Consider the following 22,697-nt stretch of genomic DNA (forward strand, 5'->3'; position numbering starts at 1 on the left):
CCGGTGATGGCCGAGCCCAGCCTGGTGAGCAGGCATACCGCGAACGAGCCCGGTCCGCTGCGTGCGCTGTGGGACTCGTCCTGGGGCAAGGCGGTGGGCGAGGTCACCACGATCCTGGGTACGGACCCGCTCCCTGCCGGGCTTCCGTCTGGCGAGGGCCACCCGGACCTGGTCGAGCGGGTGGACGCCACCGCCGTGGGTCGCACGGTCGACCTCGCCGTCGACGAGCACGAGCGGCTGGCAGTCGCCGGATCGGTGGCGGTGCGGACGCGCCGCATCGCCGCGATCGACCGGTATGCCCTGCACCGCGCCTACCCCTCGCCCCGGGCGCTCTTCGGCGTGGACCTGGAGCACCGCCATCCCGACGGACGACGCAGCATCCTCACCCCGTGGGACGGGGCGGTGCTCGAGGCGACCGGGCCGGCGCAGCGACCCGCCGTCGACGAGCCGTCAAGAACCACCTCGGCGAGGGGGACCGGCGACCGCCGCGCCGCTGACGTTGCGGGCCTCGTCGCCCTCGCCACTCCGGGCCGTTACCCCACGCCCTACGGCGACCTGCGCCCGACCCTGACCCTGCTGGAGGCGGGCCACCTGCTGGCCACGGTCCTCGCCGTGGCCCACCACGTCGACGTGCAGCCGACGACAGTCCTCGGCGGCTGGGACGGGGTCGCCGGCCGGATGACCCTGGGCGCCTGCGTCGAGGAGGGTCTGGAGCTGCCGGTCGCCTCCGCGACCCGCCTCGTCGACACGGCGACGGCGGGGACCGACGTCCGGTCGGTGGGGGACTGGTTCGCCCGGCGCACCAGCGGCCCGTCCGGTGCCAACCTCATCACCTCGGGCGAGCCGACCGCCGACGTCATCGCCCGGCTGGACGAGGTGGTGGCGATGGGGCTCGAGCTGGCGGCTGCGTCCTGCCCGCCCGGCGCGCTCACCGTCCACCGGACCATCCTGCGCGGACGGGGTATGACGGACCGCACCGTCGCCCAGGTGCACCCGGTCGGAGCGGGCACCACGAGCGCGCTCGCCGCGCGGGCACCGTGGTCGTCGGCCCTGGGCTACACCTGGTCGATCGACCCGCTCGTCTGGGAGCGCGAGCACGCCGCCGTCGGCAACGGCGCGGTGCAGGTGCTCCTGGGCTGGCTGTGCCAGTGGGTCTGCCTCGCCGCTGCCGCACTGGGGGTTGCCGCGCGCCCGATGCGCAACATCGACGAGGCGCTGTGGGCCAGCGACCTGCAGCTGGAGAGCCAGGCCATGCCGGCATACCAGGTCTGGATCCGCCCCCTCCTGCCTCACGACCGCACCACGTCCGCCTGGACCAACCAAGGAAGAGCAGCATGAGTGCACCGACCCGAGACCCCGTCCTGGCTGCGCCGCCACGCGCGCCGAACCCGCACACGTCGGGCGCCCACGCGGCAGGCGCGCACACACGGCCCTCCCATACATCCAGCCAGCACCCACCCGAGCCGCAGGCCGACCCCGCCTGGACGACGGTGTGCGTCTACGCCCACCTGGACGTAGCCGGGCACGACGCCCTCATCCGCGACTGCGTGGTGCCGCTCGCCGAGACGGCCGTCGAGGACGGCGACGCCGAAGGCTGGTTCTTCCTGCGCTACTGGCACGGCGGCCCGCACGTCCGCCTGCGGCTGCGCGGTGCCGGACCGGAGGTGCTCGACCACGTCGAGTCCGAGGTCAGCGCGTGGCTCCGCGAGCACGGGTCGCGCCGCACCACCATCAAGGAGGAGTCGTTCCGGGGGCAGTTCGGCGTCACCGACCCGCGGCCGTGGCGCGCGCACGGCGAGCTGGTGCGCGAGGACTACCTGCCGGAGACCGACCGGTACGGCGGCCCAAAGTCGATGGCCGCCTGCGAGCACTTCTTCCAGACCAGCAGCCGTGTGGCCGGCGCGGCCCTGCGGCTCGGCGACCGGGACAAGGTCTTCGCCCTCGCGCTGGACCTGATGGTCCTGGCGCTGAGGGAGCTCCAGCCCGACGACCTGGCAGCCGCCCGCTCCGCCCGCCGCTACTTCCTGTCCTGGGACTTCGTGGCCGAGACCGCGCCGAACCGCTCGGCCGCGCTCCAGCACGCCGAGGCGTTGCAGCGGGGCTTCGCCCGGACCTGGGGAGTGCGCGAGGAGCGGGTCCTGCAGGCGGCCGCCACCGCGCCCGGGTCCACGCACGGCATCTGGCGCGACAGCGTGCGCGAGCTGGTCGGCCAGCTGCGGACGCTGGACGGCGCCGGCGCCCTGACCCGGCCGCCCGAGGCCGTGCTCTGGTCCCTGGTGCACATGATGAACAACCGGCTCGGCCTCTCCGTCCACGAGGAGCGCGTGCTGAGCTGGCTCGCCTCCCGCGCCTGCACCCGCTGGTGGGTGCCCGAGGACTACTTCGCGGACGAGGCCGATGCCGCCGACCGCGCCTACCTGGAGCGGAGCAAGTATGCGGTGCCGGTGGCCGGCGCCGACCAGCAGCCGCGCTTCGCGGCCCTGTCCGCAGACAGGACGTCGTCACCGGTCCGCGGGTCGGACGCCGCCCATGCCCCGCACACCACCCCGGTGCCGCTGCCCGGCCCGTCCCCGCTCTTGATGCCGCTCGACGACGTCCTGGCCGCGAGGGAGAGCAGCTACGGCGACTACGGCGGCTCGATGGCGCTCGACGACCTCGCGACCGTCCTGGCCCACGGCGCGGGCGCGAACCCCCGGCGCCCGGTCGAGACCCCCTACGGCACCTTTCACCGCCGGGCCTATCCCAGCCCCGGTGCGCTCTACGCCACGGGAGTGCTGGTCAACGTGTGGGACGTCACCGGGCTCGATCCGGGCCTTTACCTCTACCGTGCCGAGGGACACGAGCTGGTGCCGATAGGTCCGCCGCTCGCCCGGGCGACCCTCGCCGGCGCCTCGCCCGGCTTCCTGCCTGGCGGGTCCGCAGACCACACAGACGGCATACCGAGTGCACCCGGCACGATCCCCGTCGACACGGTGCCGGTCGTCCTCCTTCTCGTGGGCGACCTGCCGGCGCTGCGGCCGAAGTACGGGCTGCGCGCCCTGCGGTTGCTGCTGCAGGAGGCGGGGCACCTCGCCCAGAACCTGGTGCTGGCCGCCACCGCGCTGGGCTGCCCGTCGGTGCCGGTCTCGGCCTTCTCCGACGACGACCTCAGTACCGCCGTCCACCTTGACGGCATCGACCGGTTCGTCGCCACGGTGGTCCCGCTCGGGACCGCCCGGCCCCCGGTCACCCCCAGACCCCCGGACAACCGGTCCGGGACACGGCATACCGCCGATCTCCACCCTCAGGAAGGGACCTCCTCATGACGAACACCATCACCCCCGCCGCCCCGGCCACCTGGTCGCCCGCCTACGAGTTCGCCGCACTCTCCGGCGCTGCGTGCGCCGTGCTCGGCCTCGGCGCCGGCATGTACTTCAACCGTCCCGGCATCGGCGCGGTGCTCGGCGCTGGCGCCGGCCTCGTCGTGCGGGCCGCGGCGGTCACCCAGCGGCACCGCTTCGGCAAGTGACAGAGCTGGACGTGCGGCCGCCCCCGGGCGGCGGTGCCCCGGCGCGGGTGCTGCTGCCCGGGGAGGAGGTGCTGCGGGGGTGGTACGACCACCTGCACGCCCATCCCGAGCTCTCCGGCCAGGAGGTGCAGACGGCCCGCTGGGCCGCCGAGGTCCTGGCCGGTGCGGGGATGACGGTGCGCACCGGCGTGGGCGGGCACGGCGTGGTCGCGACCGTGCGGCGGGGCAGCGGCCCCAGCGTCGTCCTGCGCGCCGAGCTGGACGCGCTGCCCGTCCGGTCCTTGCCTGACACGCACAGGGACGGGTATGGCGTGCCCGTCTCCCACGCGTGCGGCCACGACGTGCACCTGACCGCGGTCCTGGGGGCGGCGGCCGCGCTGGCCGGGGCGCCGACGGCCTGGCGCGGCACCCTGGCGGTCGTCCTGCAACCGGCCGAGGAGACCGGCACCGGCGCGCGGGCGATGCTCGCCGACGGGCTGGCCGGTCTGCTGCCGGACGTCTCGCAGGTCCTCGCCCTGCACACCAGCGCCCTGCCGACCGGCATGGTGACCTTCCGGCCGGGGGTCATGACCCGGGCCGGTGTCGACCTGAAGGTGGTCTTCGAGGGCGAGGGCGGGCACGCTGCGTTCGCGGGGGAGCGCGACGGGCCGCTGGACGCCGCCGTGGCGTGGGCACACTCTGTGCGAGACGGCATGGAACCGGGGGTCGACGTCACCGTCGGCTCGCTCCGGTCTGGTCACTGCGCCAACGTGGTCGCCGACCGGGCCGTCGTGCTGGTCAGCCTGCGGGCAGACCTGCTCGAGAGCTGCCGCGAGCAGGTCCGCCGCATCCGGACCCGGCTGCACGGCTTGGCGGGGGAGCGCGGGCGGAGCGCCCGCGTCAGGGTGCGCGGCGAGTTCGCCCCTGCGGTCAACGGTCCGACAGCTGGCGCGTCCGTCTTCGAGGCACTGCGCTCGGCGGGGGAGGAGGTCTACCTCCTGCGCGCTCCCTCTCGTGCCTGCGACGACGTCGGGACGCTGGCGGACGGGCTGGGTGCCGAGCTGGGCTACTGGTTCGTCGGCGCCAACGCGCCGGAGCGTTTTGACGCCGCGGACCGGGGCCGGGTGGCGCGCGGCGAGCAGCCCCAGCGGGTCGCGGGCAACCATGCCCCAGGGTTCAGCCCCGACCCCAGGGTGCTGGGCGTCGCGGCCCGGCAGCTGGTGCTGAGCGCGCAGCGCGGGTTGATGGCGGAGGGTGGTCAGGCGTAAGGGACGGGTTGCGGGGCGTTGACGACCGCCCGCGGCGGCTCCCCACTGCCCAGCACCGTCGCGACCGATCTGGCGGCGGCCAGCTCCGGTGTGGGCGCGCCGCCTGCCTTCCTCGGGACTGGAGGAAGCCGGGGTAGCACCCGGGCTCGCGGAGTAGACGCCGACGTGCCGCAGGGTGCTGGGTGCGCAGAGGTCGAGTCAATTGGTGACCATGCCGACTGCCGTCCCGATGGCCGCCCTGACTGGCCAGGACCTCGCTGGCGTCTTCCACCTCTGGCCCGGTGATGTCGCAGGCCCCGCACGCGAGGACAGAACCGCGACACTCTGTCCTCCGCGAGCCGCAACGAGTCCGTCGACGAGACTCTTGTCGTGATCGACCACCTCCGCACAGGGTGTGAGTGACATCGCGACTCCGCCGAGAGTCGGATGTTCCGACGGCCCCCGGTAGCGCTCCAAACCCGACACGCCCACCGGTCACTTCACTGGTGCCCGGTGTCCGGACCCACGTCGAGGACTGACCCGCAGGGACGCGACGCCCTGCGCACGAGGCCAGATGTCCATGCGCCTGCTGACCCCCGCGATGATGCCGCAGGTGTCGATCACCGTCTCGGGCTGAGGTGCGCCAACCGGCACAGCGTGAGGCACGTGGGAACGGACGAACCTCGCCTATCCGGCGTTGCCCTGGGTAGATGCTCCATCCAGGGGGAGCGTGTTAGTGGCGTAACCCAATTGTTGCTTGACTGCGTCCAAAGGCGAGGGAGTAGTTGCGCAACGGCTAGAACCTCACAAGCGCCCCCGCCGCCAGACCAGTTGGGTGCTCCGGATGCCCGGCCCGCAGGACGGGAGCCCAGAGGAAGTGCGGGGGGGGGGGGGGGGGGGGGGGGGGGGGTACACCGGTGCCGAATCCTCACCGCCTCTTGCGGCCTAAGGGGATCGTAGGCTAGCGTCGACGCCTGTCCCAATGTTGAACAATCTGACAATCCTGGAGTTAGCACCTACACGCAGCTGCCAACGACAGAGCCAACGGAGTCAGGAGCCACCGTGCCCGAAGCAGTGCACCGATCCCCGCTAGCCCTCTCCGAGCGGGAGCAAGAGGAGGCGCTCCACGTGGTCTCCCACATGGTCAAGTTCGATAGCCAGACGGAGACCCCCGGCGAGACGGAGCTCGCGGTGTGGCTCGTGGACCATATGCGGTCGCTTGGCTTGGAGGCAGATCTTCACGAGGTAAGCCCCGGGCGATACAACGCAGTTGGTACCTGGCGTGGCACCGGTGAAGGACAGAGTCTGCTCTTCAACGGCCACCTCGACACCAACCCCGTCACTGAGGGTTGGACTGTTGACCCGTGGGGAGGTCACATCGACGAGCAGTTCATCTATGGACTCGGCGTGTCCAACATGAAGGCGGGCTGCGCGTCCTACCTCCAAGCTGTGTCCAACTTGATGAGCCAAGGCGTCAAGTTGCCAGGCGACGTCGTCCTGACCTTCGTAGTTGGAGAGCTTCAAGGGGGCGTGGGTACCTTGAAGCTCCTAGAGGATGGCCTTACTGCCGACTGGTTCGTCAACTGCGAGCCGACCGACCTGTCCGCCCTTACACTGCATGCCGGCGCATTCGACTACATTGTGGAGTTGGTCGGCAACACCCGACATTCATCCAAGCGCGAAGATGCCGTTGACGCTCTAGCCGCGGCCGCCGCATTGGTCCCCAGACTAAACGCCCTCAAACTGAATGGTGCCAACAGCGAAGACCATGAGCGGGTCAATCGCGTGCACGCGGGCGTACTCCACGCCGCCCTCGGCAGGGATCTCGCTGAATGGCGTCCTCCACAGGTTGCCGACTACGCCAAGATCTTGGGTACTTGTCGTTACGCGCCCAGCCAGTCCGTGGAGGGGGTTCTCACTGGACTCAGGACACTGGCCGAGGAACTGGTCAAAGACTTCCCAGGGCTACAAGCAGAAGTCAGACGACATGATCGCCAGCAAGATCGAGCTCACATGCCGCCTTTCGAGGTGGACACTGATAGTCATATCGTGCAAGTGCTCAATCGAGCTCACACGGCTATCGGCCGGGGGCCGCAGCAGACGGGGGCAATCCGTCCATACTGCTTCTACGGCTCCGACGCAGCCCACTTGCAACATAGGGCCGGAATTCCAGGCGTCGTCTGTGGACCGGGCGGCCGGTACAACACTATGCCGGACGAGCGTGTAGACATCGCAGACTACTTCGACATGATCAAGATGCACATGATGACCATCCAGGAAATCTGCTCTCTCAAGAAGGAGGAGCAACCATAATGGCGCATGAGAAGGATGGCCCACATTCGGCTAGTACCGAGTCCGCGCGCAATTACATCGAGCCGGATTTCAACGGTGCCGCCGTGAAGATATCTGGCGTCAGCAAGTCCTATGGCTCAGTGAAAGCCGTCGATGACGTATCCCTCGACGTTGCCGGAGGGGAGTTCTTGTCCCTTCTTGGCCCCAGTGGTTCTGGGAAGACCACCCTGTTTATGACCATCGCTGGCTTTGAGAAGGCCCAAGCTGGGCGTATCCAAGTTGCGGGACGCGACGTGACCAACGCGCCGCCCTACAACCGGGGCTTCGGAATGGTCTTCCAGCGCTATGCGCTCTTCCCCCACATGACAGTAGCGCAGAACGTCGCCTATGCCCTCAAGATGCGAGGCATTAAAAGCGTCGAACGGGAGCGTATGGTCAGCGAGGCGCTTGAGATGGTCGACCTCATCGGGTATGGACCGCGGCGCCCCGACCAGCTGTCGGGCGGCCAACAGCAGCGTGTAGCCCTTGCGCGGGCTCTCGTGTACCGGCCAAAGGTCCTCCTCATGGATGAACCTCTCGCGGCCCTTGACCGCAAGCTCCGGGAGCAGGTGCAACTCGAACTTCGACGATTGCATAAGGAACTGGGTATTACAGTGCTATACGTCACCCACGACCAGGAAGAAGCGATGGTCATGTCCGATCGTGTTTGCGTCATGCGCGACGGGAGACTGCTGCAAGTGGGCCGGCCCACGGAACTTTACGACGACCCGATCGACTCCTTCGTCGCCGGGTTCCTCGGAAGAAGCAACTTCTTGCCAGCCACACTAATAAACGTGGCCGACGGACGGGCGACGGTCAAGCTTGGTGATGCAACCGTGCCAGTGCATATACCGAGCAGCGGGTCGTTGCCCAGCGTCGGATCGCGGGTGCATGTCGCGGTCAGGCCTGAACACGTCAACCTGACCGCAGGATCAGGCATACCGGGGCAGATCGCCGAAACAATCTTCACGGGGGCGACGACCAGCATCCGCGTCGATCTCGGCTTCGGCTTTATCGACTCGACCATGGTCACCGACAGTAGGACCCGCGCGTTCCGCGAGGGGGACTCCGTGACCGTCACCTGGGCAGATGGCGCCGCCAAGGCCTATCCCCTAGAAGAAATTGACAAAGAACAGACCCATAAGGAGCGAGCAGCATGAGATCGACGAAAAACTACCGCACCGGCGCCGTCCTAGTCCTCTTGGCCAGCCTCACGGCTGTCGCCGCTTGCGGCGGGTCTGGAGCAGAAGAAGAGGGTGGAGCTGGAGAAGTCGTTGTATATGACGGAGGCGGCCCTTGGGGCGAGGCCCAGCGCAAGGCGTACTTTGAGCCGTTCGAGGAAGAGACGGGCATCCGAGTGATTCCCGCCCCGCAACCGGATGCGGCGCAGGTCCGTACTGAAACGGAGGCGGGGCGGCCCAGCGTCGACGTGATGAACAATGACGGCAGCCGGCTGGAGGCATGGAACAAGGCCGGGCTGATCGAACCCATCGACTACAGCGCCTGGCCGGATGGCATGCAGGACGACTTCGATCCGTACCCCACGCGACCCGAGGCCGTGCCGAGCCTGATCTTCGCCGTGAAGATCGCCTTTGATGAGAGTGCAACCCAGGGCGCGATGACCTCATGGACAGACTTTTGGGACACGGAGCGCTTCCCTGGACCGCGATCCTTGGGAGACACAGCGAGCAGTCTAGCTGCGGGGACGATGGAAGCCGCCCTCCTCGCCGACGGCGTCGCGCCGGAAGAGCTTTACCCCTTGGATATCGACCGGGCCTTCAACAAGCTGGACGAGTTGCGTCCCGATATCGTCAAGTTCTGGGGTTCTGGCGCGGAATCCGTCCAGTTGTTGATCGATGGTCAGGTCAGCGCCGTAGCGGCCTGGGACGGGCGGATCAATGACGCGGTCGACAATGGGGCCGAGATCCAGTCCACCTGGGACGAAGCCATCTTGCAGGTCAACTACTGGATGATCCCCAAGGGCGCCGAGAACGCTGAGAACGCACAGAAGTTCATCGAGTTCGCATCGCGTCCTGACCGTCAGGCCGAGTTCAGTGAACTGGTGACTTACTCTCCGGCCAACATCGAGGCGTTTGACATGCTTTCCGAGGAGAGGCAAGAGGTTCTCTCTACCGCACCGGCCCACCTTGAAAACGCCATCGTCGTCAACAACGACTGGTGGAACTCGGAGGCACCCAGCGGTGATGCCTGGAACGTCGAGATCATCAATAGGTGGCAGGCATGGCTCGCAGGGCGGTAGGAGAGCCACGTACAAGATGGAGGGAACCAGGCGTTCTGCTCCTACCGGGTCTGGCGGTGATTGGTCTCCTCTTCGTCGTTCCATTCGGCTTTCTTATTTACCAAAGTTTTCACACGGCTGATGGCTTCAGCACGCGTGCGTACACTGACCTTTTCTCTGCTGGGAACATCTTCACTGACGTAGTAGTGAGAACTGCCTGGATCGCCGTTCTCGTGGCGCTACTCACCCTCCTGCTGGGCTACCCCATCGCCTATGCAGCGGTGCGCCTGCCCAAACTTTGGAGCGGCCTGCTCTTGACGGCCGTCGTCCTGCCATTTTTCACCGCCGCCCTTGTGCGCACATACGCGTGGCAAGTGCTGTTGGCCAACAATGGTCCGATAAATGAGTTCCTCTTGTCGCTCGGGGTCATTTCAGCTCCGCTTAAGTTGGTGTACAACGATATTGGCGTGGTCATAGGCACCACCCAGGTGCTGTTACCCATGATGGTGTTCCCGCTGTACAGCGTCATGCGCCGCATCGACAGGTCCGGAGTCTTGGCGGCGCAAAGCATGGGCGCTCACCCCCTGCGGGCCTGGCTGACAGTATTTGTTCCACAGACTGGAGCGGGTATCGCATCTGGGTTGAGCTTGGTGTTCCTGTCGACGTTGGGCTACTTCATCACCCCTATGCTACTGCAAGGCCCGGCGACGCCTATGCTCGCGCAGCGAATTTTCAGTCTGATTAGCCTCCCCGGTCAAAGCGCAACTGTTGCGGCTCAGGCAACGCTCGTACTCATCGCCTCGGTCATTTGTATGTATGTCCTCCGTAAGCGCTTGGGCATCGTTCTTGAGGCCCCTAGTGAGGGGTCTCCCCCCCGATCGGGGCTTCGTGGCGTGCGTGACAAGGTGCGAAACGTTCAGCCTTTTCGTGACGGCATTGGTGTCGTGCCCGGCCTGGGTCGTGTCGTGGACTATGGAGGAAGACTCCTGAGCGCGATAAGGTACCCGGCGCTAGCGGTACTCGTGGTATTCGGCGTTGCACTGCTCTTGGCGCCGATGGTAGTCATCGTGGCGGTGGCCTTCAGTGATTCTGCATTCTTGACCTTTCCCCCGCCTGCTTACTCAACGCGCTGGTTCGAATGGTATTTCAACAACGACGCATGGCTCGGCTCCACGTGGCTTAGCTTTTGGATGAGCATCATCGGTGCCACCATAGCGACGATTGTCGGAAGTTTGGCGGCTTTCGGCATCGTGCGATCCACACGTCGGACTCTTTCGACGACCGGCTACCTCCTATTAGCAGCCCCGCTGGTCATGCCGCAGATCATCTTCGCTACCGCACTCTTCTACACGGTGGCACCCACGGGCCTCTTGGGGACCCCGGCAGCGCTCATCCTGTCGTACATCGTCCTGGGCATTCCCTTCGTTGTCATCATCATGACCGCCACGTTCCGAGGCCTGGACCCAGCGTTGGAACGCGCAGCAACCAGCATGGGCGCCAAGCCGCCGGTGGTCGCGCGCACTGTTATCGTGCCCCTAGTAATGCCCGCCATCTTTGGAGCTCTCCTCTTCGCCTTCATAACAGCTTTCGATGATCTCGTGATGTCGCAGTTCCTCGGCAGTTTCAGCGTAGTCACCTTGATGCGACGCTTGTTTGAAAACATTCTTTTCGAGGTCAGTCCGGCAGTCGCCTCCGTCGGGGTGCTCCTGATTGGGTTCGTCGCCACACTCGGTGCCGTGGCGTACGTGCTCACTAGGCTACGCTCGCGCACGGTCAACAGGAGTCTCCCAGAAGGGGCGTGAGGTAATGGGCACCCCGGTGCTTGGTCGTGTGAGCGTCGTGGACGAGGTCGCCCGGCTCCTTCGCGACCGTATCGCCCACAGAGAGTTCATTCCCGGTCAACGGCTTCGCGAAATAGACCTTGCTGCAGAGTACGGTGTATCGCGCAACACTTTGCGCGAGGCCGTCCGCATCTTGATGCACGAGGACCTCCTCGTCCGCGAGAACCATCGCGGTGTCGTCGTCCGCAACATGGGAGTCGAGGATATCTCGCAAATCTACTTGTCGCGCAGAATCATCGAGTGCGCAGCGATCCGTGAAATCGGGCTGCAATCCGAGCCCGTTCTCGACGGTCTACGCAAAGCCGTCTCTGATGGCAAGAGTCTGGCGCACACCGATGGTTGGGTCGCGGTGGGATCAGCGGACATCGTCTTCCACCGAACGTTGGTAGCAGCGGCTGGAAGCAGACACCTTGACCGGTTGATGACTGCTATGGCGGCAGAGTTGCGCCTAGCCTTTAGCTTGATTCCCGACGAGGACCTAGAAGATTTCCACCTGCCCTTTTTGGGACTCAACCAGCAAATGTGCGAAATGCTTGAACTTGGCAAGACAACAGAAGCGGAAACGTTCATGATTGAGTACCTGCGTCTTGCAGAACAGCGCCTGCTAGACGCGACGGCGGCTGGGTAGACAGACGGGGAGCCGCTCGCTATGCGACCAACCACGATGGTGCCCAGACATTCTGCAAGTAGGAGTCCCCACACGTGTGGGGCTTCAAGTTCCCGAACAGGGACACCGCTCACGATCGAGAGCCCCTGCGGGAGCCTCTCAGTACAAAGGGATCACCGGGTGTCCCAGCCGCTAGATTAGACCCCCCGCAGGGATGCCAATCAACTTGGATGCCGCTGTCGGCACGCCTATCGAGGCCCTTCTCTTAGGGACCTTGCCGCCAGTGTCATGGTGAAGTGCGCCTCGGCCCTGCGTTCGACGAACCCCCACCGACCATCCCTGAGTTCGAGCACGTCATCCTAGTGGCCCGCGTTTGAAGTTGCTTGACGGTTCGCTTTCTTGAGAATCTCGTCGGCGGTCTTGGTCCACACGAACGGGTGGCACCGGTCGTTCCAGCCGTCTATGAAGGCGCGGATCTTGGCGTTGAGGTCCTTGACGGAGCCGAAGCTGCCGCGGTGGATGGCCTGGCGCTCGATGATGGAGAACCAGACCTCGACCAGGTTGAGCCAGGAGCCAGAGGTTGGGGTGTGGTGGACGTGGATGCGTGGGTTCTTGTCCAGCCAGGTCCGGACCTCGGCCTTCTTGTGGGTGGCGTAGTTGTCCATCACCAGGTGCAGCTCGCCTTCGGGGTAGGCGCGGGCGACCTGCTTGAGGAACGCGAGGAACTCCTGGTGCCGGTGCCGGGGCTTGCAGGCGCCGGTGACCTTGCCGGTGGCGATCTCCAGCGCCGCGAACAGCGTGGTCGTCCCGTGCCGCTTGTAGTCGTGGGTGCGCCGCTGGGGCAGGCCGGGTTGCATCGGCAACATGGGCGCGGTCCGGTCCAGCGCCTGGATCTGGGACTTCTCGTCCACGCAGAGCACGATCGCGTTCTCCGGCGGTTCCAGGTAGAGACCGACCACGTCGGTGACCTTGGCCACCAGCTCGGGGTCGGTGGAGAACTTGAACGTCTCGACCCGCCACGGTTGCACCCCGTACTCGCGCCAGGCCCGCGCCACGGTCGCGTCCCCGATCCCCAGGTGCTTGGCCAGCAACCGGGTCGACCAGTGCGTCACCCCCAACTTCTTGGGCGGCGGCGTCAGCGTGGCCGCGACCACGTCACGGTGATCCACCTGCCGGGGCCGGCCCGACCGTGGTTCGTCGAGCAGCCCGTCCAGTCCCTTGTCCTGGTACCGGGCCCGCCACTTGATCACCGTCGTCCTGCTCGTGCCCAACCGGTCCGCGATCGCCTCGTTCGCCTCACCGGCCGACGCGGCCAGCACGATCCGGGCACGCAACACCAGCCCGGCACGCGTCGCCGTCGACCGGGTCCACCGCACCAATTGATCTCGGTCGTCCTCGCGCAGCATCAGGGCCGGGGCAGGTCGATTCGCCATACTCCATGATCCCAGCCCAACAACCGTTTAGGAACTAACGACGCGCCGCACTAGGTGCCCGCCGACTGAGGCCAGTCCCCTGAGGTCAGTTGAGTCAGGGTGTCCGTATCGACTTCCGCGTGGGGCTCAGGTGCTCCCAAGTGCAAGGTCGACCGAGATGTTCGCCGTCCAGTGGGTCATCACAGGTTGCGCGGCCCGATGCCGCTGGATCGCCATGGAGATCTCCTCTATCCCCCCGAACCTGGCGACGCCAACGTCCCAGACGGCGTGCTCATGCCAGACGGCGAGAAATCAACTGCAGCTCTCGCTTGTCAGCGCCGTGGCTGTACTCGGCGATGAGCCGGTGTACCTCCAGCAGGTCCTCGAGCCTGAGTAGCCGGTCCTCAAGCATCGGTGTGTCATCCATCGACACATCGTGTAGTAGGGCGCCGACACAGCCGCGCGCGACGTCCTGTATTGGCACCCCTCTGTGTCAAGAGGCGGCTGGGAGGGTGGTCGTAGGCTTGGTGGTGGCGGGTCCGGGAAGTGGCTTGTCCGAAGAGCCGGCAGCGGGTTGTGAGCCGGTCGCGCTGGAGTCAGAGTCGTCACCCTTGTGCCCTCCCGGGCCCGTCTTTGTGTGCCCGGCGAGGTCGTCGAGCATGGCCTTGTACACCAGGTCGGACCTGAGTTGGGTCAAAAGGCTTAGTGCCTAGGTCGCGCCGTTCTTGAGGTCGTTGAGGACGGCTTGATCGCTGGAGCTGAGGGCTGGTGGCAGGGTCTGGACGGCGCCGTTGGCCTCGATGGTGGCTGAGCGCAGTGGGCGGATCTGGCGCAGGAATCGGCGCAGGGACAGTCCGGTCCGGGCCTGGACGGTGCGAGCGATCGCCAGGGCGGTGAACACGATGGTCAGGTGCGCCTCGATCGAGTCGCGTCGTCGGGCGAACAAGGGACGGGCTCGCAGGTCGCTCTTGGACATCCGGAACGTTTGCTCCACGTGCCATAGGTCTCGGTAGGAGTCGATCACCTCGGCCGCGGGCAGGGCCGTGGCCGGGATGTTGGTGACGAAGCCCTTGAGCCCGGCCAGCCGGCGGGCTCTGGCCAGCGCCGCTTCGTCCAGGACCAGGCCGTCGCTCTGGGTCTTGACGAACCTGGGGGTGCGGGCTGGTTTGTCGCCCTCGATGGCCGCGCGGGCTCGGTTCTCCTGGGCGGTGAGGGTCTTGTTGTCCCTCGCGAACCGCTTGGCCGAGTAGGACCACACCGCCCGCCAGGAGCTGGGGTGCTGCTCGGGGTCCCAGGCCGGCTCGCGACGCAGGGCGGGGTCGTTGTCGGTGTTCTTGCCGACCTTGGGGGTCACGGTGTCGATGATCTGGCCATCGGTGAACGCATCCCCGTGCCAGCGGAAGTGAGAGATCAGGTCGATCGGGGCCTTGGCGGTCTTGGACCCGACGATGAAGGTGTGCCCGGCCTCGTCCAGGGCTCTCAGGTTGGCCGCGGACAGCATCCCGGCATCCGCGACAACGACCAGGTCGGTGATGCCGTGCCGCGCGGCGAACGCCTCGATGATCGGCACGATGGTGTGGGTCTCGGCCTTGTTGCCCTCCCAGCAGCCGATCTCCAGAGGGAAGCCGTGTCGGTCGACCAGCAGGCCGACGATGATCTATGGGTCGACCCGACGCTCCTTGGAGTAGCCGACCTTGCGCAAGGCGTCTTCCTCGGCGGCTTCGAAGTGCAGCGTGGTCACGTCGTACAGACACAGCGACACGTCTCCGCTGGCCCGGGCGTGCTGGAAGCAGAGCTCGGCGATCTGGTCACGGTAGGCCCGTCCTGGCAACGGCCCAGCGTGCGTTTGCGGGTCGACAGGCTCGCCGAGGTCCGGCCCAGGTCGGCCAGCACCCGGTCGACGTCCAGCAGGCTGGTCGGCTCCACCACCCGGGCGATGACCAGGTCGCGGAACACCTCATCCTCCAGGGCGTCGAGGCCCAGGTCGGTGTACACCCCGGCCAGGGCGTCATACAGCACCGCCGAAGACGTGCGCAGCACCTGCGGCGCGGCCACCACCGGGCGCCGTGCCGGGACGGTGGCTGGCTCGTCGAACAGCGTCTGGGTCGGGGCCGGCACCATGGCCGCCCTGGTCACCGGCAGCGACAGTCCCAGGTCCAGCTGCCCCTGGGCGTCGTCCTCGAGCAGCTTGCGCGCCCGATCCATCAGCAGCCCGAGCTCGGTCTCATCGTGCGCCGACCCCACGTGCCGCACGATGCGCCGCCGCCCGCCCACGGACTCGGCGATCTGCACCGCGGTCGCACCCGAGGCCGTCCGCACCCGCCGAATCCACGCCATCACCCGATCCTAGGGCCCCGGTTAGTGCCTAAACGACGCACCAAGCCACTACATCACCGCAGGTCACAGCCCCGCGCCCCGAAGAATCAGCGACTTGTGACCCAACTCAGGTCGGACAGGCGCCGTTTGAGGCAGCGCAGCGCTTCCATCGACGTCTTCCCGCCGGCCTTCTTGCGGTCGTAGTAGGCGCGGCCCTCGGTGGTTCTGGTGCGCAGCTGCACCACGGCCATGATGTGTAGGACACGGTTGATCTGCCGGTTCCCGCCTCGGGAGAGCCGGTGGCGGGTGTGCTCCCCGGAGGAGGCGTCGATCGGGGCGGTGCCGGTCCAGGACGCGAAGTGGTTGCGGTCGGGGAACCGGGTGACGTCACCGACCTCGACCAGCAGCCGGGCCGCTCCCGAGGGGCCGATGCCGTGCAGGCTCATCAGGGTGGTGCCGGTCGCCTCGACGAGGGCCTTGAGCTCCTTGTCGGCGGCCTTGGTGCGGGCGTAGATCTTCGCCAGGTCCTCGGCCAGCTCGACCGCGTGAGCCTTGCGCACCTTGCCCGCCGCGGTGGTCGGGCGGACCTTCTTCAGCAACTCCTTGGCCTGGGCCGCGGACAGGGACGTCTTGGCCCCGCCAGGGATCAGCTCAAGCAGCAGCTTGTGCAGCTGGCACACCTTGCGGGTGTGCTCCTCGCCCAGGGAGCGGCGCCGATCCACGCACATCCGCAGCACTTCCAGTTGGTCATCGTTGATGACGGGGCGCAGCCCGGACATGCGGACCCCGACCAGGGCGATGGAGTGGGCGTCGGTGGCGTCGGTCTTGCGGCCCTGCCCGGTGGTGAAGATCCGCACCCGGGCCGACATCTTCGCCGGCACGTCGACCACGTCCTCACCGTCGGCGACGAGGCGGTCGGCGACATGCTTGCCGATGCCGGCGCAGCCCTCGACCGCCCAGACCCGGTGCGGCCACGCCCGTGCGTAGGCCAGCAGCCGGGCGTACCCGTCGGCGTCGGTGGAGAACCGGCCGCCACCGAGGATGGACTCATCAGCGGTCATGACCTCGATCGTGACGCTGCGCTTATGCGGGTCCATCCCGATGACGACCCGCAGGGGCTCCTGCTCGTTCATTGCTCGTGCTCCCTTTGCTCGCGACAACATGTGGTGTCGAGCTGGGAGGGCACCGCTACGTACGGCTGGGCATACCCCTCTTGAGCCTCTCGCAGCCCTGGCGGTGACCGGGACGACGCACGCCAATTGTGAGCCTCACGCCAGGGGCGTGGGCAGCCGCAAAGAGAACGACCGTCCCGGTCACCTGGGACCGAGCCTGGCCGGGCCCGATCCTGCAGTCAATGAAACACGTAGCCGCTGACCGCATCCCTGGCCAGGACCGGGCCTCACGGCGTACGGTGAGGACCTGAGGAGGGACTGATGATTCCCACAATGCTGTTGTTCGGGCTGGTCCTCGGCCGCTGGTGGAAGACCTGCCTCGTGATCGCGACCCTGGGCTGGCCCCTGCTTCTGTGGTCCGAGAACATCATCGAGTCACCCAATGACTTCCTCGGAGCGGCCGGCCTCGCTGCCTTAAATACTGCTGTCGGAGTTGCGATCCACCAGTCGCTGCTGCATCTGTTCAGATGGTTACGTAAGGACCGTCGGGCGCCGGACCACGCACCCGCCTGACGCACTTTTCTGCCGCAGGTCGCCCGGTTGCCGCACCTCGCCTGGCCTTCCCCGTGCCATGTTTTCGTTATACGATTTGATCATGGAAGGTGACGACCGAGTGACGGATGAGCAGATCCAGAGGTGGGCCGACGAGGCCGAGACCGGGTACGACGTTGAGGAGCTGAACCGCCGCGGGCGAGGGCGTCCCGGGCGTGGAGCGGAGCCGATGCAGGTGATTGCGGTGCGCCTCACGGCCGAGGAGATCGCGGCGCTGGACGCCTACGCTGCGCGGGAGCACCTGTCGCGCTCTGAGGCGATTCGACGGGCGCTGGCCGGCTACGCCGCGTGAAGGTTCACCGCAGCGCCCGCAAGCACGGGGTGCTGCCCGAGGACGCGGTGCAGGCTGCGGACCTGGCGTTGTGGGTCGAGCCGCTCGAGGAGGAGGAGTGGCCGGGCAGCGAGCTGCGGCTGGGCTTCGACACTCAGGCGCGGCTCCTGGAGACCGTGGTGCTGATCTTCCGCAGCGGCGAGGAGATGGTCATTCATGCGATGCCGGCTCGTCGTAAGTACGGGGACCTTCTGCCCTGATCAAGCGCGCGGATCTGCCGCGGGTCGGTCGGTCGGGACCGACTCAAGGTGGTCTGCGGAAAGCTCTGCGGGCCGCTAATCCTGTGTCGTCGCGGTCGTGCGTTCTGGCAGGCTTAGGCCATGGGATGGATCTGTCGTCCGGACTCGCCGGTGCCGGACGCGGCGCAGCGACTTCTCGCGAAAGTGCCTGAGTGGTTCGGCCTGCCCGAGGCGAACGCTGACTACATCGAAGCGGCTCGTGTCAAGGAGACGTGGACGGTGCGCGATGACGGCGGGAACGTCATCGGGCTCACTCTGGTTGATCGTCACTTCCCGCACGTAGCCGAGCTCCACCTCATGGTCGTGGACCGTGACCATCACGGGCAGGGTGTCGGATCCGCCATGGTCAAGGCCGTCGAGGAGGACGCCCGGGAGCGCGGTGTTCGGCTGCTCGAGGTGAAGACGTTGGGCGGTTCACACCCCGACCCCGGTTACGCACGCACCCGCCAATTCTACGAACAGGTGGGATTTCTTGCGCTTGAGGAGACGGAGCTTTGGGGAGAGGCGAACCCCTGCCTCTTCATGGTCAAACCGCTCTGAATCCTGGGCATGGCCAGCTCGACATTGGGCATCCGGGTTTGCCGCTGTGAACGCGTAGCGTCCGACCATGCCGCTGTGAACGCGTAGCGTCCGACCATGCCGCATGCTGCAACTTCGTGCTGGAGGGCATCTTCCTGATGCCGGGTTTTCGTTATACGATTTTGCCATGGCAGACGACGACCAGGTGACGGACGAGCAGATCCAGAAGTGGGCTGACGAGGCCGAGGCTGCCTATGACGTCGAGGAGCTCAAACGCCGCGGCCGGGGCCGTCCCGGGCGCGGGGCCGAACCAACGCAGGTTATCGCCGTGCGGCTCACGGCCGAGGAGATCGCGGCGCTCGACGCGTACGCCGCCCGGGAGCACCTGTCTCGATCCGAGGCGATCCGACGTGCGCTGGCCGGCTACGCCGCGTGAAGGTCCACCGCAGCGCGCTGAAGCACGGGGTCGTTCCCGAGGACGCGGTCCAGGCTGCGGACCTGTCGTTGTGGGTCGAGCCGCTTGAGGCCGAGGAGTGGCCGCACCGCGAACTGCGGCTCGGCTTCGACACTCAGGCGCGGCTTCTGGAGACCGTGGTACTGATCTTTCGCAGCGGCGAAGAAATGGTCTTTCATGCGATGCCGGCTCGTCGTCAGTATTGGGATCTTCTGCCTTGAACAAACACGCGGATCTGCCGCTGTGCTCGCGTAGCGTCCGACCATGTCGCACCTGCAGGGTGTCACTCTTGTCGCGAAATACACGTCGGCCGCGTGGGCTGCCGGCTAGTTCTCTCACACTCGCCATCAACGAAGGAGGCCAGGAGGAGCGGTGTGATCGCCACGGGCGCACGTCATCCCAGGCCGATCATCGGGTTCGGAGTTTCTTGCGCTGGCGGCCTTGCGCGTCGAAGTTGGCGGGGTTGAGCCACGTCTCGAATGCAGTGCGAACGGCGGGCCACTCCTTCTCAGTAAGGGCGAACCACGCCGTGTCGCGATTGCGGCCCTTGTACACAAGCGCCTGTCGAAAGGTCCCTTCGTATGTGAACCCTAATCTTTCGGCAGTTTTCCGCGACGGTTCGTTGAGGCTGTCGCACTTCCACTCGTAGCGCCGGTATCCCAGGTCCTCGAAGACGTAGCGCATGAGGATAAACTGCGCCTCAGTCGCCGCTGCTGTGCGTTGCAAAACTTGGGACAAGACGATAGAGCCGACTTCGATGACTCCATTTGCAGGGTCATGACGCATGAGCGCGAGGGTGCCGAGTGCCCTACCAGTTGCTGCGTCGGTGAGGGCGTAGTGCCGGGGATCGGGGCTAGCGGCGGCAGCGACCGACCACCGATAGTAGCTCTCAAACGATGGAAACGGTCCGAAAGCCATGTAGGTCCAAGCACGGTCATCGGTAGCCGACGCGAATGCGGCATACAAATCCACCGCGTGCCGGTCTGGGTCGAGACGTTCGAGTGCGCAGAGCCTCCCGCTCAGCACATCCGCCGATGGGGGCGGGGCCGCTGCCCAGCCAGGCACAGGGTCGCCGACGGGCTGTCCGAACTCGTTCATCCTGGGCAAGGAAGATCCTTCCGGTGCGGAGGTATGCCAAAAGCGCCTAGTTGCCTATTCTAGGCTCGCGGATGCACGGTCCTGCCGCGCGTCGGTCGGCTCGAGTTCGCATCGATCATCTACGGGTCACGATGGTTCATGAACAACTTCCAGATCACCTCCGCCCTTGTTCCAATGTCGACCGACGACCCCTCCGTTGCCGCGCTGCGCCAGGCGGTGGCCGCGCACCTTGCCCGTTACACCGGGCAGACGCGCACGCACACCGAGTCGGACCTGCGCGCCTTCCTGGCCTGGTGCGCCGAACGTCGGCTGGACCCGCTGGCCGCCCACCGGGTGCACGTCGAGCTGTACGTGCGGTGGATGCAGGAGAACCGCCGGTACAAGCCGTCCACGATCTCCCGGCGGCTGTCCGTCGTGATCGGGTTCTACCGCACGGCCGTCATCGACGGTGTCCTGACCGCCTCCCCGGCCGACCACGTCCGCCGGCCGCACGTGCCACCCGAATCACCCACCCTGGGCTTGTCCCACCTGCAGTTCGAGGCGATGCTGCAGGCCGCACGGGTTAGCGTCAACATCAACGACTTCGCACTGGTCACCATGCTCGGGCTGCTCGGACTGCGGATCTTCGAGGCGTGCGGGGCGAACATCCAGGACCTGCGCGAGGAGCACGGCCACCGGGTGCTGAAGGTGCGCGGCAAGGGAGGCAAGGTCGTCCTGACCCCCCTGCCCCCAGCCGTGCAGCGCGCGATCGAGCGCGCCGTCGACCGCCGTGAAGAAGGACCGATCCTGCGCAACAGGCAGGGCGGGCGGATGGACCGGCACGCCGCGACCCGCCGCCTGCACCACCTGGCCGACGACGCCGGGATCAACCTTCCCCGGATGCACCCGCACATGCTCCGGCACACGTTCGTCACCACCATGCTCGACGCCGGCGTCGACCTGCGCGACGTCCAGATCGCCGCCCGCCACGCCGACCCCCGCACCACCATGCGCTACGACCGAGCCCGCAAGAACCTCGACCGTCACCCCAACTACATCCTCGCCGCCTACATGGCCTCCGGCACCTGACGAACGGCCGGTCCTTGTTCGACCAGCCCAGCTCTCGGGGGCGAATCCCCTTGTTATGTGGTACTGCGGGCAGTACCATCGAGTTGTGCCGTCAGTTGCGAAGATCCTGGCTCAGATGAGAGTTAACCCGGCCAACATTCGGTACGAGGACCTCGCGAAAGTGTGCGAGCACTACTTCGGACCGCCCAGGACAAGCGGCGGCTCCCACGCCGTGTACAAGACCCCCTGGCGCGGGGACCCCCGAGTGAACATCCAGAACGACCACGGCAAGGCCAAGCCGTACCAGGTCCGCCAGGTCCTGGCAGCGATCGACAAGAAGGAGGCAGCCCAGTGAACACCACGATCCCCGATGTCACCCACTACACCTACCGCGTCACCTGGTCGCCCGAGGACCAAGAGTTCGTCGCCGCCTGCCTCGAGCTGCCCTCCCTGTCCTGGCTGGCACCCACTCAGGACGAAGCCCTGCACAGCCTTCGCGATCTGGTGGACGAGGTCGTTGAAGACATGCACCGCAACGGTGAGCCGATTCCCGAGCCATTCTCCTCACGGGCCTACTCGGGCAAGTTCAACCTCCGCGTCGGCGAACGACTCCACCGCCAGCTCGCGATCAAGGCAGCCGAAGAACACCTCAGCCTCAACCAGTACGTCATTCGCAAACTCGGCGACGCGTCCTGAGCTGACACATCCTGTATTGCCGCGCTGAGGACGGCTACGCTCGTCCGATCATGCCGCGAGGGGTTGATCGACTGAGCGCGTCAATCCGCCGCCTACGGACTAATCTGTCTTCCGCACTCGGCCAGCCTTCCTGTTTGCGAATGGGCGCTTCCCCCAGTCGGCGACGAACTGTGTGATCAGCTCAGACTCGACGTCTTCTGGGTCGTCGTCGGGCGTTTCGAGCCAGGCCACGAGGAAGATCGGGCTCTCGGCCAACTGCCAGATGTACCTCCCATCCCAGTGCCCGACAGGGACGCCGGCGCCGTGCTTACGGAACTCATCGAGGCGCGTCGACAACCCTCGCCCGCCAGAGGCCCCGGCGCTGGCCTTGCCGATGTAGAGAACGTGTGCTCCATTTACCCAAGCCCCGTCAAGGAGGTCCCGCGTGACGGAGGGGTCCTTGCCCTTGAACCAACCCGCGGGGCTGGTGTCAAGGAAGGCGGGGTCCCCCAGTTGTTCGCGCAGCACGACGTACACCCCTTGTCCGCGAGGTACGCGTGCGGCAGGGAGGTCGACGAAATGGACGAACCCTTCGAAGCCCACGGTGCTCAGCCCGTCGCGCGACCAGTCCATGCCCCTGAGTCTGCATCAGGACGGGGCACCGCGCCCAAGCGTGGCGGGACGCGGGTGCGTCAATCCGCCGCAAGTGACGCGGGCTGCGGACGCCCGGATATGCCTCCAGGAGGACGGCTTGGTTCGACTCGTCACAGTCGTCACAAGGACCTTCTTGGCGCTCGGCTTGGTGGAGGTCGACGGGGGTAATCTTAAAGCGTGTCGCACAGGGCGGAGCGGCGAGCTGCACGGGAGGCCGTCAGTGCCTACCACGAGGCCGAGCTGGCCAAGCTTGTGGAGCGGGTCGGTCAGGGGATAGACGGTTTCCGGTCGGGCCAGCTGGACGCCTTCGAGGTCGACCAAGTTCTCTTTCAGTACTCGCGCGCTGCCAAGGAGTTGTGGAAGTTCTGCAACCTCGGGTCGGTCGAACTGACGGCGTCTCTGATCGCCCGCGACTAGCCTTCGGTCGATTGGTGGGAGCGCGGCGTGCCCAGACGGCAGTGATCGCCGCTGGTCTG

Annotated in this window: 25 protein-coding genes and 1 pseudogene; 19 read left to right on the forward strand and 7 right to left on the reverse strand. The window is 66.6% G+C overall.

Going from position 1 to position 22,697, the window contains the following annotated elements:
* The first annotated feature begins 6 nt into the window (after positions 1–6).
* From ESZ52_RS08995 to ESZ52_RS09030, 9 genes are all read left to right on the forward strand, one after another.
* Positions 7–1,338 carry a hypothetical protein gene (locus ESZ52_RS08995; protein WP_131104647.1) on the forward strand — a complete coding sequence of 444 codons (1,332 nt, stop codon included), beginning with the start codon at positions 7–9 and terminating at the stop codon, positions 1,336–1,338.
* 152 nt (positions 1,339–1,490) lie between these two features.
* The gene (locus tag ESZ52_RS09000; protein WP_186364096.1) at positions 1,491–3,305 is read left to right on the forward strand and encodes a thiopeptide-type bacteriocin biosynthesis protein; all 1,815 of its coding nucleotides are present in this window, start codon (positions 1,491–1,493) and stop codon (positions 3,303–3,305) included.
* The gene (locus ESZ52_RS19275) at positions 3,302–3,508 is read left to right on the forward strand and encodes a hypothetical protein (protein WP_181009863.1); all 207 of its coding nucleotides are present in this window, start codon (positions 3,302–3,304) and stop codon (positions 3,506–3,508) included. The genes ESZ52_RS09000 and ESZ52_RS19275 overlap by 4 nt, the downstream gene beginning before the upstream one ends.
* Positions 3,509–3,519: 11 nt before the next feature.
* The gene (locus ESZ52_RS09005; RefSeq protein ID WP_181009862.1) at positions 3,520–4,755 is read left to right on the forward strand and encodes an amidohydrolase; all 1,236 of its coding nucleotides are present in this window, start codon (positions 3,520–3,522) and stop codon (positions 4,753–4,755) included.
* A 1,041-nt stretch (positions 4,756–5,796) separates the two neighbouring features.
* Complete coding sequence (locus ESZ52_RS09010; RefSeq protein ID WP_202865435.1) at positions 5,797–7,047, forward strand: M20 family metallopeptidase; 1,251 nt, start codon at positions 5,797–5,799, stop codon at positions 7,045–7,047.
* Positions 7,047–8,225, forward strand: a complete 1,179-nt coding sequence (locus ESZ52_RS09015; protein WP_131104650.1) for an ABC transporter ATP-binding protein — start codon at positions 7,047–7,049, stop codon at positions 8,223–8,225. The genes ESZ52_RS09010 and ESZ52_RS09015 overlap by 1 nt, the downstream gene beginning before the upstream one ends.
* On the forward strand, positions 8,222–9,325 hold the full coding sequence (locus ESZ52_RS09020) for an ABC transporter substrate-binding protein (protein WP_131104651.1): 1,104 nt from the start codon (positions 8,222–8,224) through the stop codon (positions 9,323–9,325). Before ESZ52_RS09015 ends, ESZ52_RS09020 begins: the two co-directional genes overlap by 4 nt.
* A gap of 56 nt (positions 9,326–9,381) precedes the next feature.
* Entirely contained in the window at positions 9,382–11,106 is a 1,725-nt protein-coding gene (locus ESZ52_RS09025) for an ABC transporter permease subunit (RefSeq protein ID WP_181010109.1), read from the forward strand.
* Positions 11,107–11,143: 37 nt separating this feature from the next.
* On the forward strand, positions 11,144–11,773 hold the full coding sequence (locus tag ESZ52_RS09030; protein ID WP_186364097.1) for a GntR family transcriptional regulator: 630 nt from the start codon (positions 11,144–11,146) through the stop codon (positions 11,771–11,773).
* Between the two features lie 338 nt (positions 11,774–12,111).
* Here ESZ52_RS09030 and ESZ52_RS09035 read toward each other — a convergent pair whose 3' ends face one another.
* From ESZ52_RS09035 to ESZ52_RS09050, 5 genes and pseudogenes are all read right to left on the reverse strand, one after another.
* Positions 12,112–13,185, reverse strand: a complete 1,074-nt coding sequence (locus ESZ52_RS09035; protein ID WP_131103283.1) for an IS630 family transposase — start codon at positions 13,183–13,185, stop codon at positions 12,112–12,114.
* Positions 13,186–13,311: 126 nt separating this feature from the next.
* Positions 13,312–13,416: a hypothetical protein gene (locus ESZ52_RS20115; protein WP_425600051.1), complete on the reverse strand. Its 105-nt coding sequence runs from the start codon at positions 13,414–13,416 to the stop codon at positions 13,312–13,314.
* 40 nt (positions 13,417–13,456) lie between these two features.
* Complete coding sequence (locus ESZ52_RS19890; protein ID WP_272948410.1) at positions 13,457–13,591, reverse strand: hypothetical protein; 135 nt, start codon at positions 13,589–13,591, stop codon at positions 13,457–13,459.
* A 282-nt stretch (positions 13,592–13,873) separates the two neighbouring features.
* Positions 13,874–15,501 (reverse strand): annotated as a pseudogene (locus ESZ52_RS09045) (IS1634 family transposase).
* Positions 15,502–15,587: 86 nt separating this feature from the next.
* Complete coding sequence (locus ESZ52_RS09050) at positions 15,588–16,613, reverse strand: IS110 family RNA-guided transposase (protein WP_238160638.1); 1,026 nt, start codon at positions 16,611–16,613, stop codon at positions 15,588–15,590.
* 300 nt (positions 16,614–16,913) lie between these two features.
* Here ESZ52_RS09050 and ESZ52_RS09055 point away from each other — a divergent pair, with 300 nt between their 5' ends.
* The 6 genes from ESZ52_RS09055 (at position 16,914) to ESZ52_RS09080 (ending at position 18,968) form a co-directional block, all read left to right on the forward strand.
* The gene (locus ESZ52_RS09055; protein ID WP_131104654.1) at positions 16,914–17,165 is read left to right on the forward strand and encodes a hypothetical protein; all 252 of its coding nucleotides are present in this window, start codon (positions 16,914–16,916) and stop codon (positions 17,163–17,165) included.
* A gap of 82 nt (positions 17,166–17,247) precedes the next feature.
* On the forward strand, positions 17,248–17,496 hold the full coding sequence (locus ESZ52_RS09060; protein ID WP_131104655.1) for a ribbon-helix-helix protein, CopG family: 249 nt from the start codon (positions 17,248–17,250) through the stop codon (positions 17,494–17,496).
* A complete protein-coding gene (locus tag ESZ52_RS09065) occupies positions 17,493–17,735 on the forward strand; it encodes a toxin (RefSeq protein ID WP_131104656.1) in 243 nt (80 codons plus the stop codon). The genes ESZ52_RS09060 and ESZ52_RS09065 overlap by 4 nt, the downstream gene beginning before the upstream one ends.
* Positions 17,736–17,855: 120 nt before the next feature.
* Entirely contained in the window at positions 17,856–18,314 is a 459-nt protein-coding gene (locus ESZ52_RS09070) for a GNAT family N-acetyltransferase (protein ID WP_131104657.1), read from the forward strand.
* 166 nt (positions 18,315–18,480) lie between these two features.
* Positions 18,481–18,729, forward strand: coding sequence for a ribbon-helix-helix protein, CopG family (locus tag ESZ52_RS09075; protein ID WP_131104658.1), 249 nt, complete (start codon positions 18,481–18,483; stop codon positions 18,727–18,729).
* Positions 18,726–18,968, forward strand: coding sequence for a toxin (locus ESZ52_RS09080; RefSeq protein WP_131104659.1), 243 nt, complete (start codon positions 18,726–18,728; stop codon positions 18,966–18,968). Before ESZ52_RS09075 ends, ESZ52_RS09080 begins: the two co-directional genes overlap by 4 nt.
* A 187-nt stretch (positions 18,969–19,155) precedes the next feature.
* Here ESZ52_RS09080 and ESZ52_RS09085 read toward each other — a convergent pair whose 3' ends face one another.
* Positions 19,156–19,845, reverse strand: a complete 690-nt coding sequence (locus ESZ52_RS09085) for a GNAT family N-acetyltransferase (RefSeq protein ID WP_202865436.1) — start codon at positions 19,843–19,845, stop codon at positions 19,156–19,158.
* A 138-nt stretch (positions 19,846–19,983) separates the two neighbouring features.
* Between ESZ52_RS09085 and ESZ52_RS09090 the strand changes: the two genes are divergently transcribed.
* From ESZ52_RS09090 to ESZ52_RS09100, 3 genes are all read left to right on the forward strand, one after another.
* Complete coding sequence (locus ESZ52_RS09090) at positions 19,984–20,913, forward strand: tyrosine-type recombinase/integrase (protein ID WP_131104661.1); 930 nt, start codon at positions 19,984–19,986, stop codon at positions 20,911–20,913.
* Between the two features lie 115 nt (positions 20,914–21,028).
* Complete coding sequence (locus ESZ52_RS09095; RefSeq protein WP_202613766.1) at positions 21,029–21,247, forward strand: toxin HicA; 219 nt, start codon at positions 21,029–21,031, stop codon at positions 21,245–21,247.
* Positions 21,244–21,588 carry a type II toxin-antitoxin system HicB family antitoxin gene (locus ESZ52_RS09100; RefSeq protein WP_131104662.1) on the forward strand — a complete coding sequence of 115 codons (345 nt, stop codon included), beginning with the start codon at positions 21,244–21,246 and terminating at the stop codon, positions 21,586–21,588. Before ESZ52_RS09095 ends, ESZ52_RS09100 begins: the two co-directional genes overlap by 4 nt.
* Before the next feature lie 99 nt (positions 21,589–21,687).
* Here the strand turns inward: ESZ52_RS09100 and ESZ52_RS09105 are convergent, their stop codons facing one another.
* Positions 21,688–22,200 (reverse strand): hypothetical protein, encoded by a 513-nt coding sequence (locus ESZ52_RS09105; RefSeq protein WP_131104663.1) that lies wholly within the window; start codon positions 22,198–22,200, stop codon positions 21,688–21,690.
* A gap of 198 nt (positions 22,201–22,398) precedes the next feature.
* Here ESZ52_RS09105 and ESZ52_RS09110 point away from each other — a divergent pair, with 198 nt between their 5' ends.
* Complete coding sequence (locus tag ESZ52_RS09110; protein ID WP_131104664.1) at positions 22,399–22,638, forward strand: hypothetical protein; 240 nt, start codon at positions 22,399–22,401, stop codon at positions 22,636–22,638.
* Positions 22,639–22,697: the final 59 nt, after the last annotated feature.

The sequence above is a fragment of the Ornithinimicrobium sufpigmenti genome (assembly GCF_004322775.1).
GTDB classification, from domain to species: domain Bacteria; phylum Actinomycetota; class Actinomycetes; order Actinomycetales; family Dermatophilaceae; genus Ornithinicoccus; species Ornithinicoccus sufpigmenti.

What these genes read in the sequence shown, in the direction of transcription:
- ESZ52_RS09075 (WP_131104658.1), top strand. Translation starts at nt 18,481, where the DNA reads ATGGCAGACGACGACCAGGTGACGGACGAGCAGATCCAGAAGTGGGCT.
- ESZ52_RS19275 (WP_181009863.1), top strand. Translation starts at nt 3,302, where the DNA reads ATGACGAACACCATCACCCCCGCCGCCCCGGCCACCTGGTCGCCCGCC.
- ESZ52_RS09060 (WP_131104655.1), top strand. Translation starts at nt 17,248, where the DNA reads ATGGAAGGTGACGACCGAGTGACGGATGAGCAGATCCAGAGGTGGGCC.
- ESZ52_RS09105 (WP_131104663.1), bottom strand. Translation starts at nt 22,200, where the DNA reads ATGGACTGGTCGCGCGACGGGCTGAGCACCGTGGGCTTCGAAGGGTTC.
- ESZ52_RS09020 (WP_131104651.1), top strand. Translation starts at nt 8,222, where the DNA reads ATGAGATCGACGAAAAACTACCGCACCGGCGCCGTCCTAGTCCTCTTG.
- ESZ52_RS09050 (WP_238160638.1), bottom strand. Translation starts at nt 16,613, where the DNA reads ATGAACGAGCAGGAGCCCCTGCGGGTCGTCATCGGGATGGACCCGCAT.
- ESZ52_RS08995 (WP_131104647.1), top strand. Translation starts at nt 7, where the DNA reads ATGGCCGAGCCCAGCCTGGTGAGCAGGCATACCGCGAACGAGCCCGGT.
- ESZ52_RS09035 (WP_131103283.1), bottom strand. Translation starts at nt 13,185, where the DNA reads ATGGCGAATCGACCTGCCCCGGCCCTGATGCTGCGCGAGGACGACCGA.
- ESZ52_RS09070 (WP_131104657.1), top strand. Translation starts at nt 17,856, where the DNA reads ATGGGATGGATCTGTCGTCCGGACTCGCCGGTGCCGGACGCGGCGCAG.
- ESZ52_RS09015 (WP_131104650.1), top strand. Translation starts at nt 7,047, where the DNA reads ATGGCGCATGAGAAGGATGGCCCACATTCGGCTAGTACCGAGTCCGCG.
- ESZ52_RS09055 (WP_131104654.1), top strand. Translation starts at nt 16,914, where the DNA reads ATGATTCCCACAATGCTGTTGTTCGGGCTGGTCCTCGGCCGCTGGTGG.
- ESZ52_RS09090 (WP_131104661.1), top strand. Translation starts at nt 19,984, where the DNA reads ATGAACAACTTCCAGATCACCTCCGCCCTTGTTCCAATGTCGACCGAC.
- ESZ52_RS09095 (WP_202613766.1), top strand. Translation starts at nt 21,029, where the DNA reads ATGAGAGTTAACCCGGCCAACATTCGGTACGAGGACCTCGCGAAAGTG.
- ESZ52_RS09085 (WP_202865436.1), bottom strand. Translation starts at nt 19,845, where the DNA reads ATGAACGAGTTCGGACAGCCCGTCGGCGACCCTGTGCCTGGCTGGGCA.
- ESZ52_RS19890 (WP_272948410.1), bottom strand. Translation starts at nt 13,591, where the DNA reads ATGGATGACACACCGATGCTTGAGGACCGGCTACTCAGGCTCGAGGAC.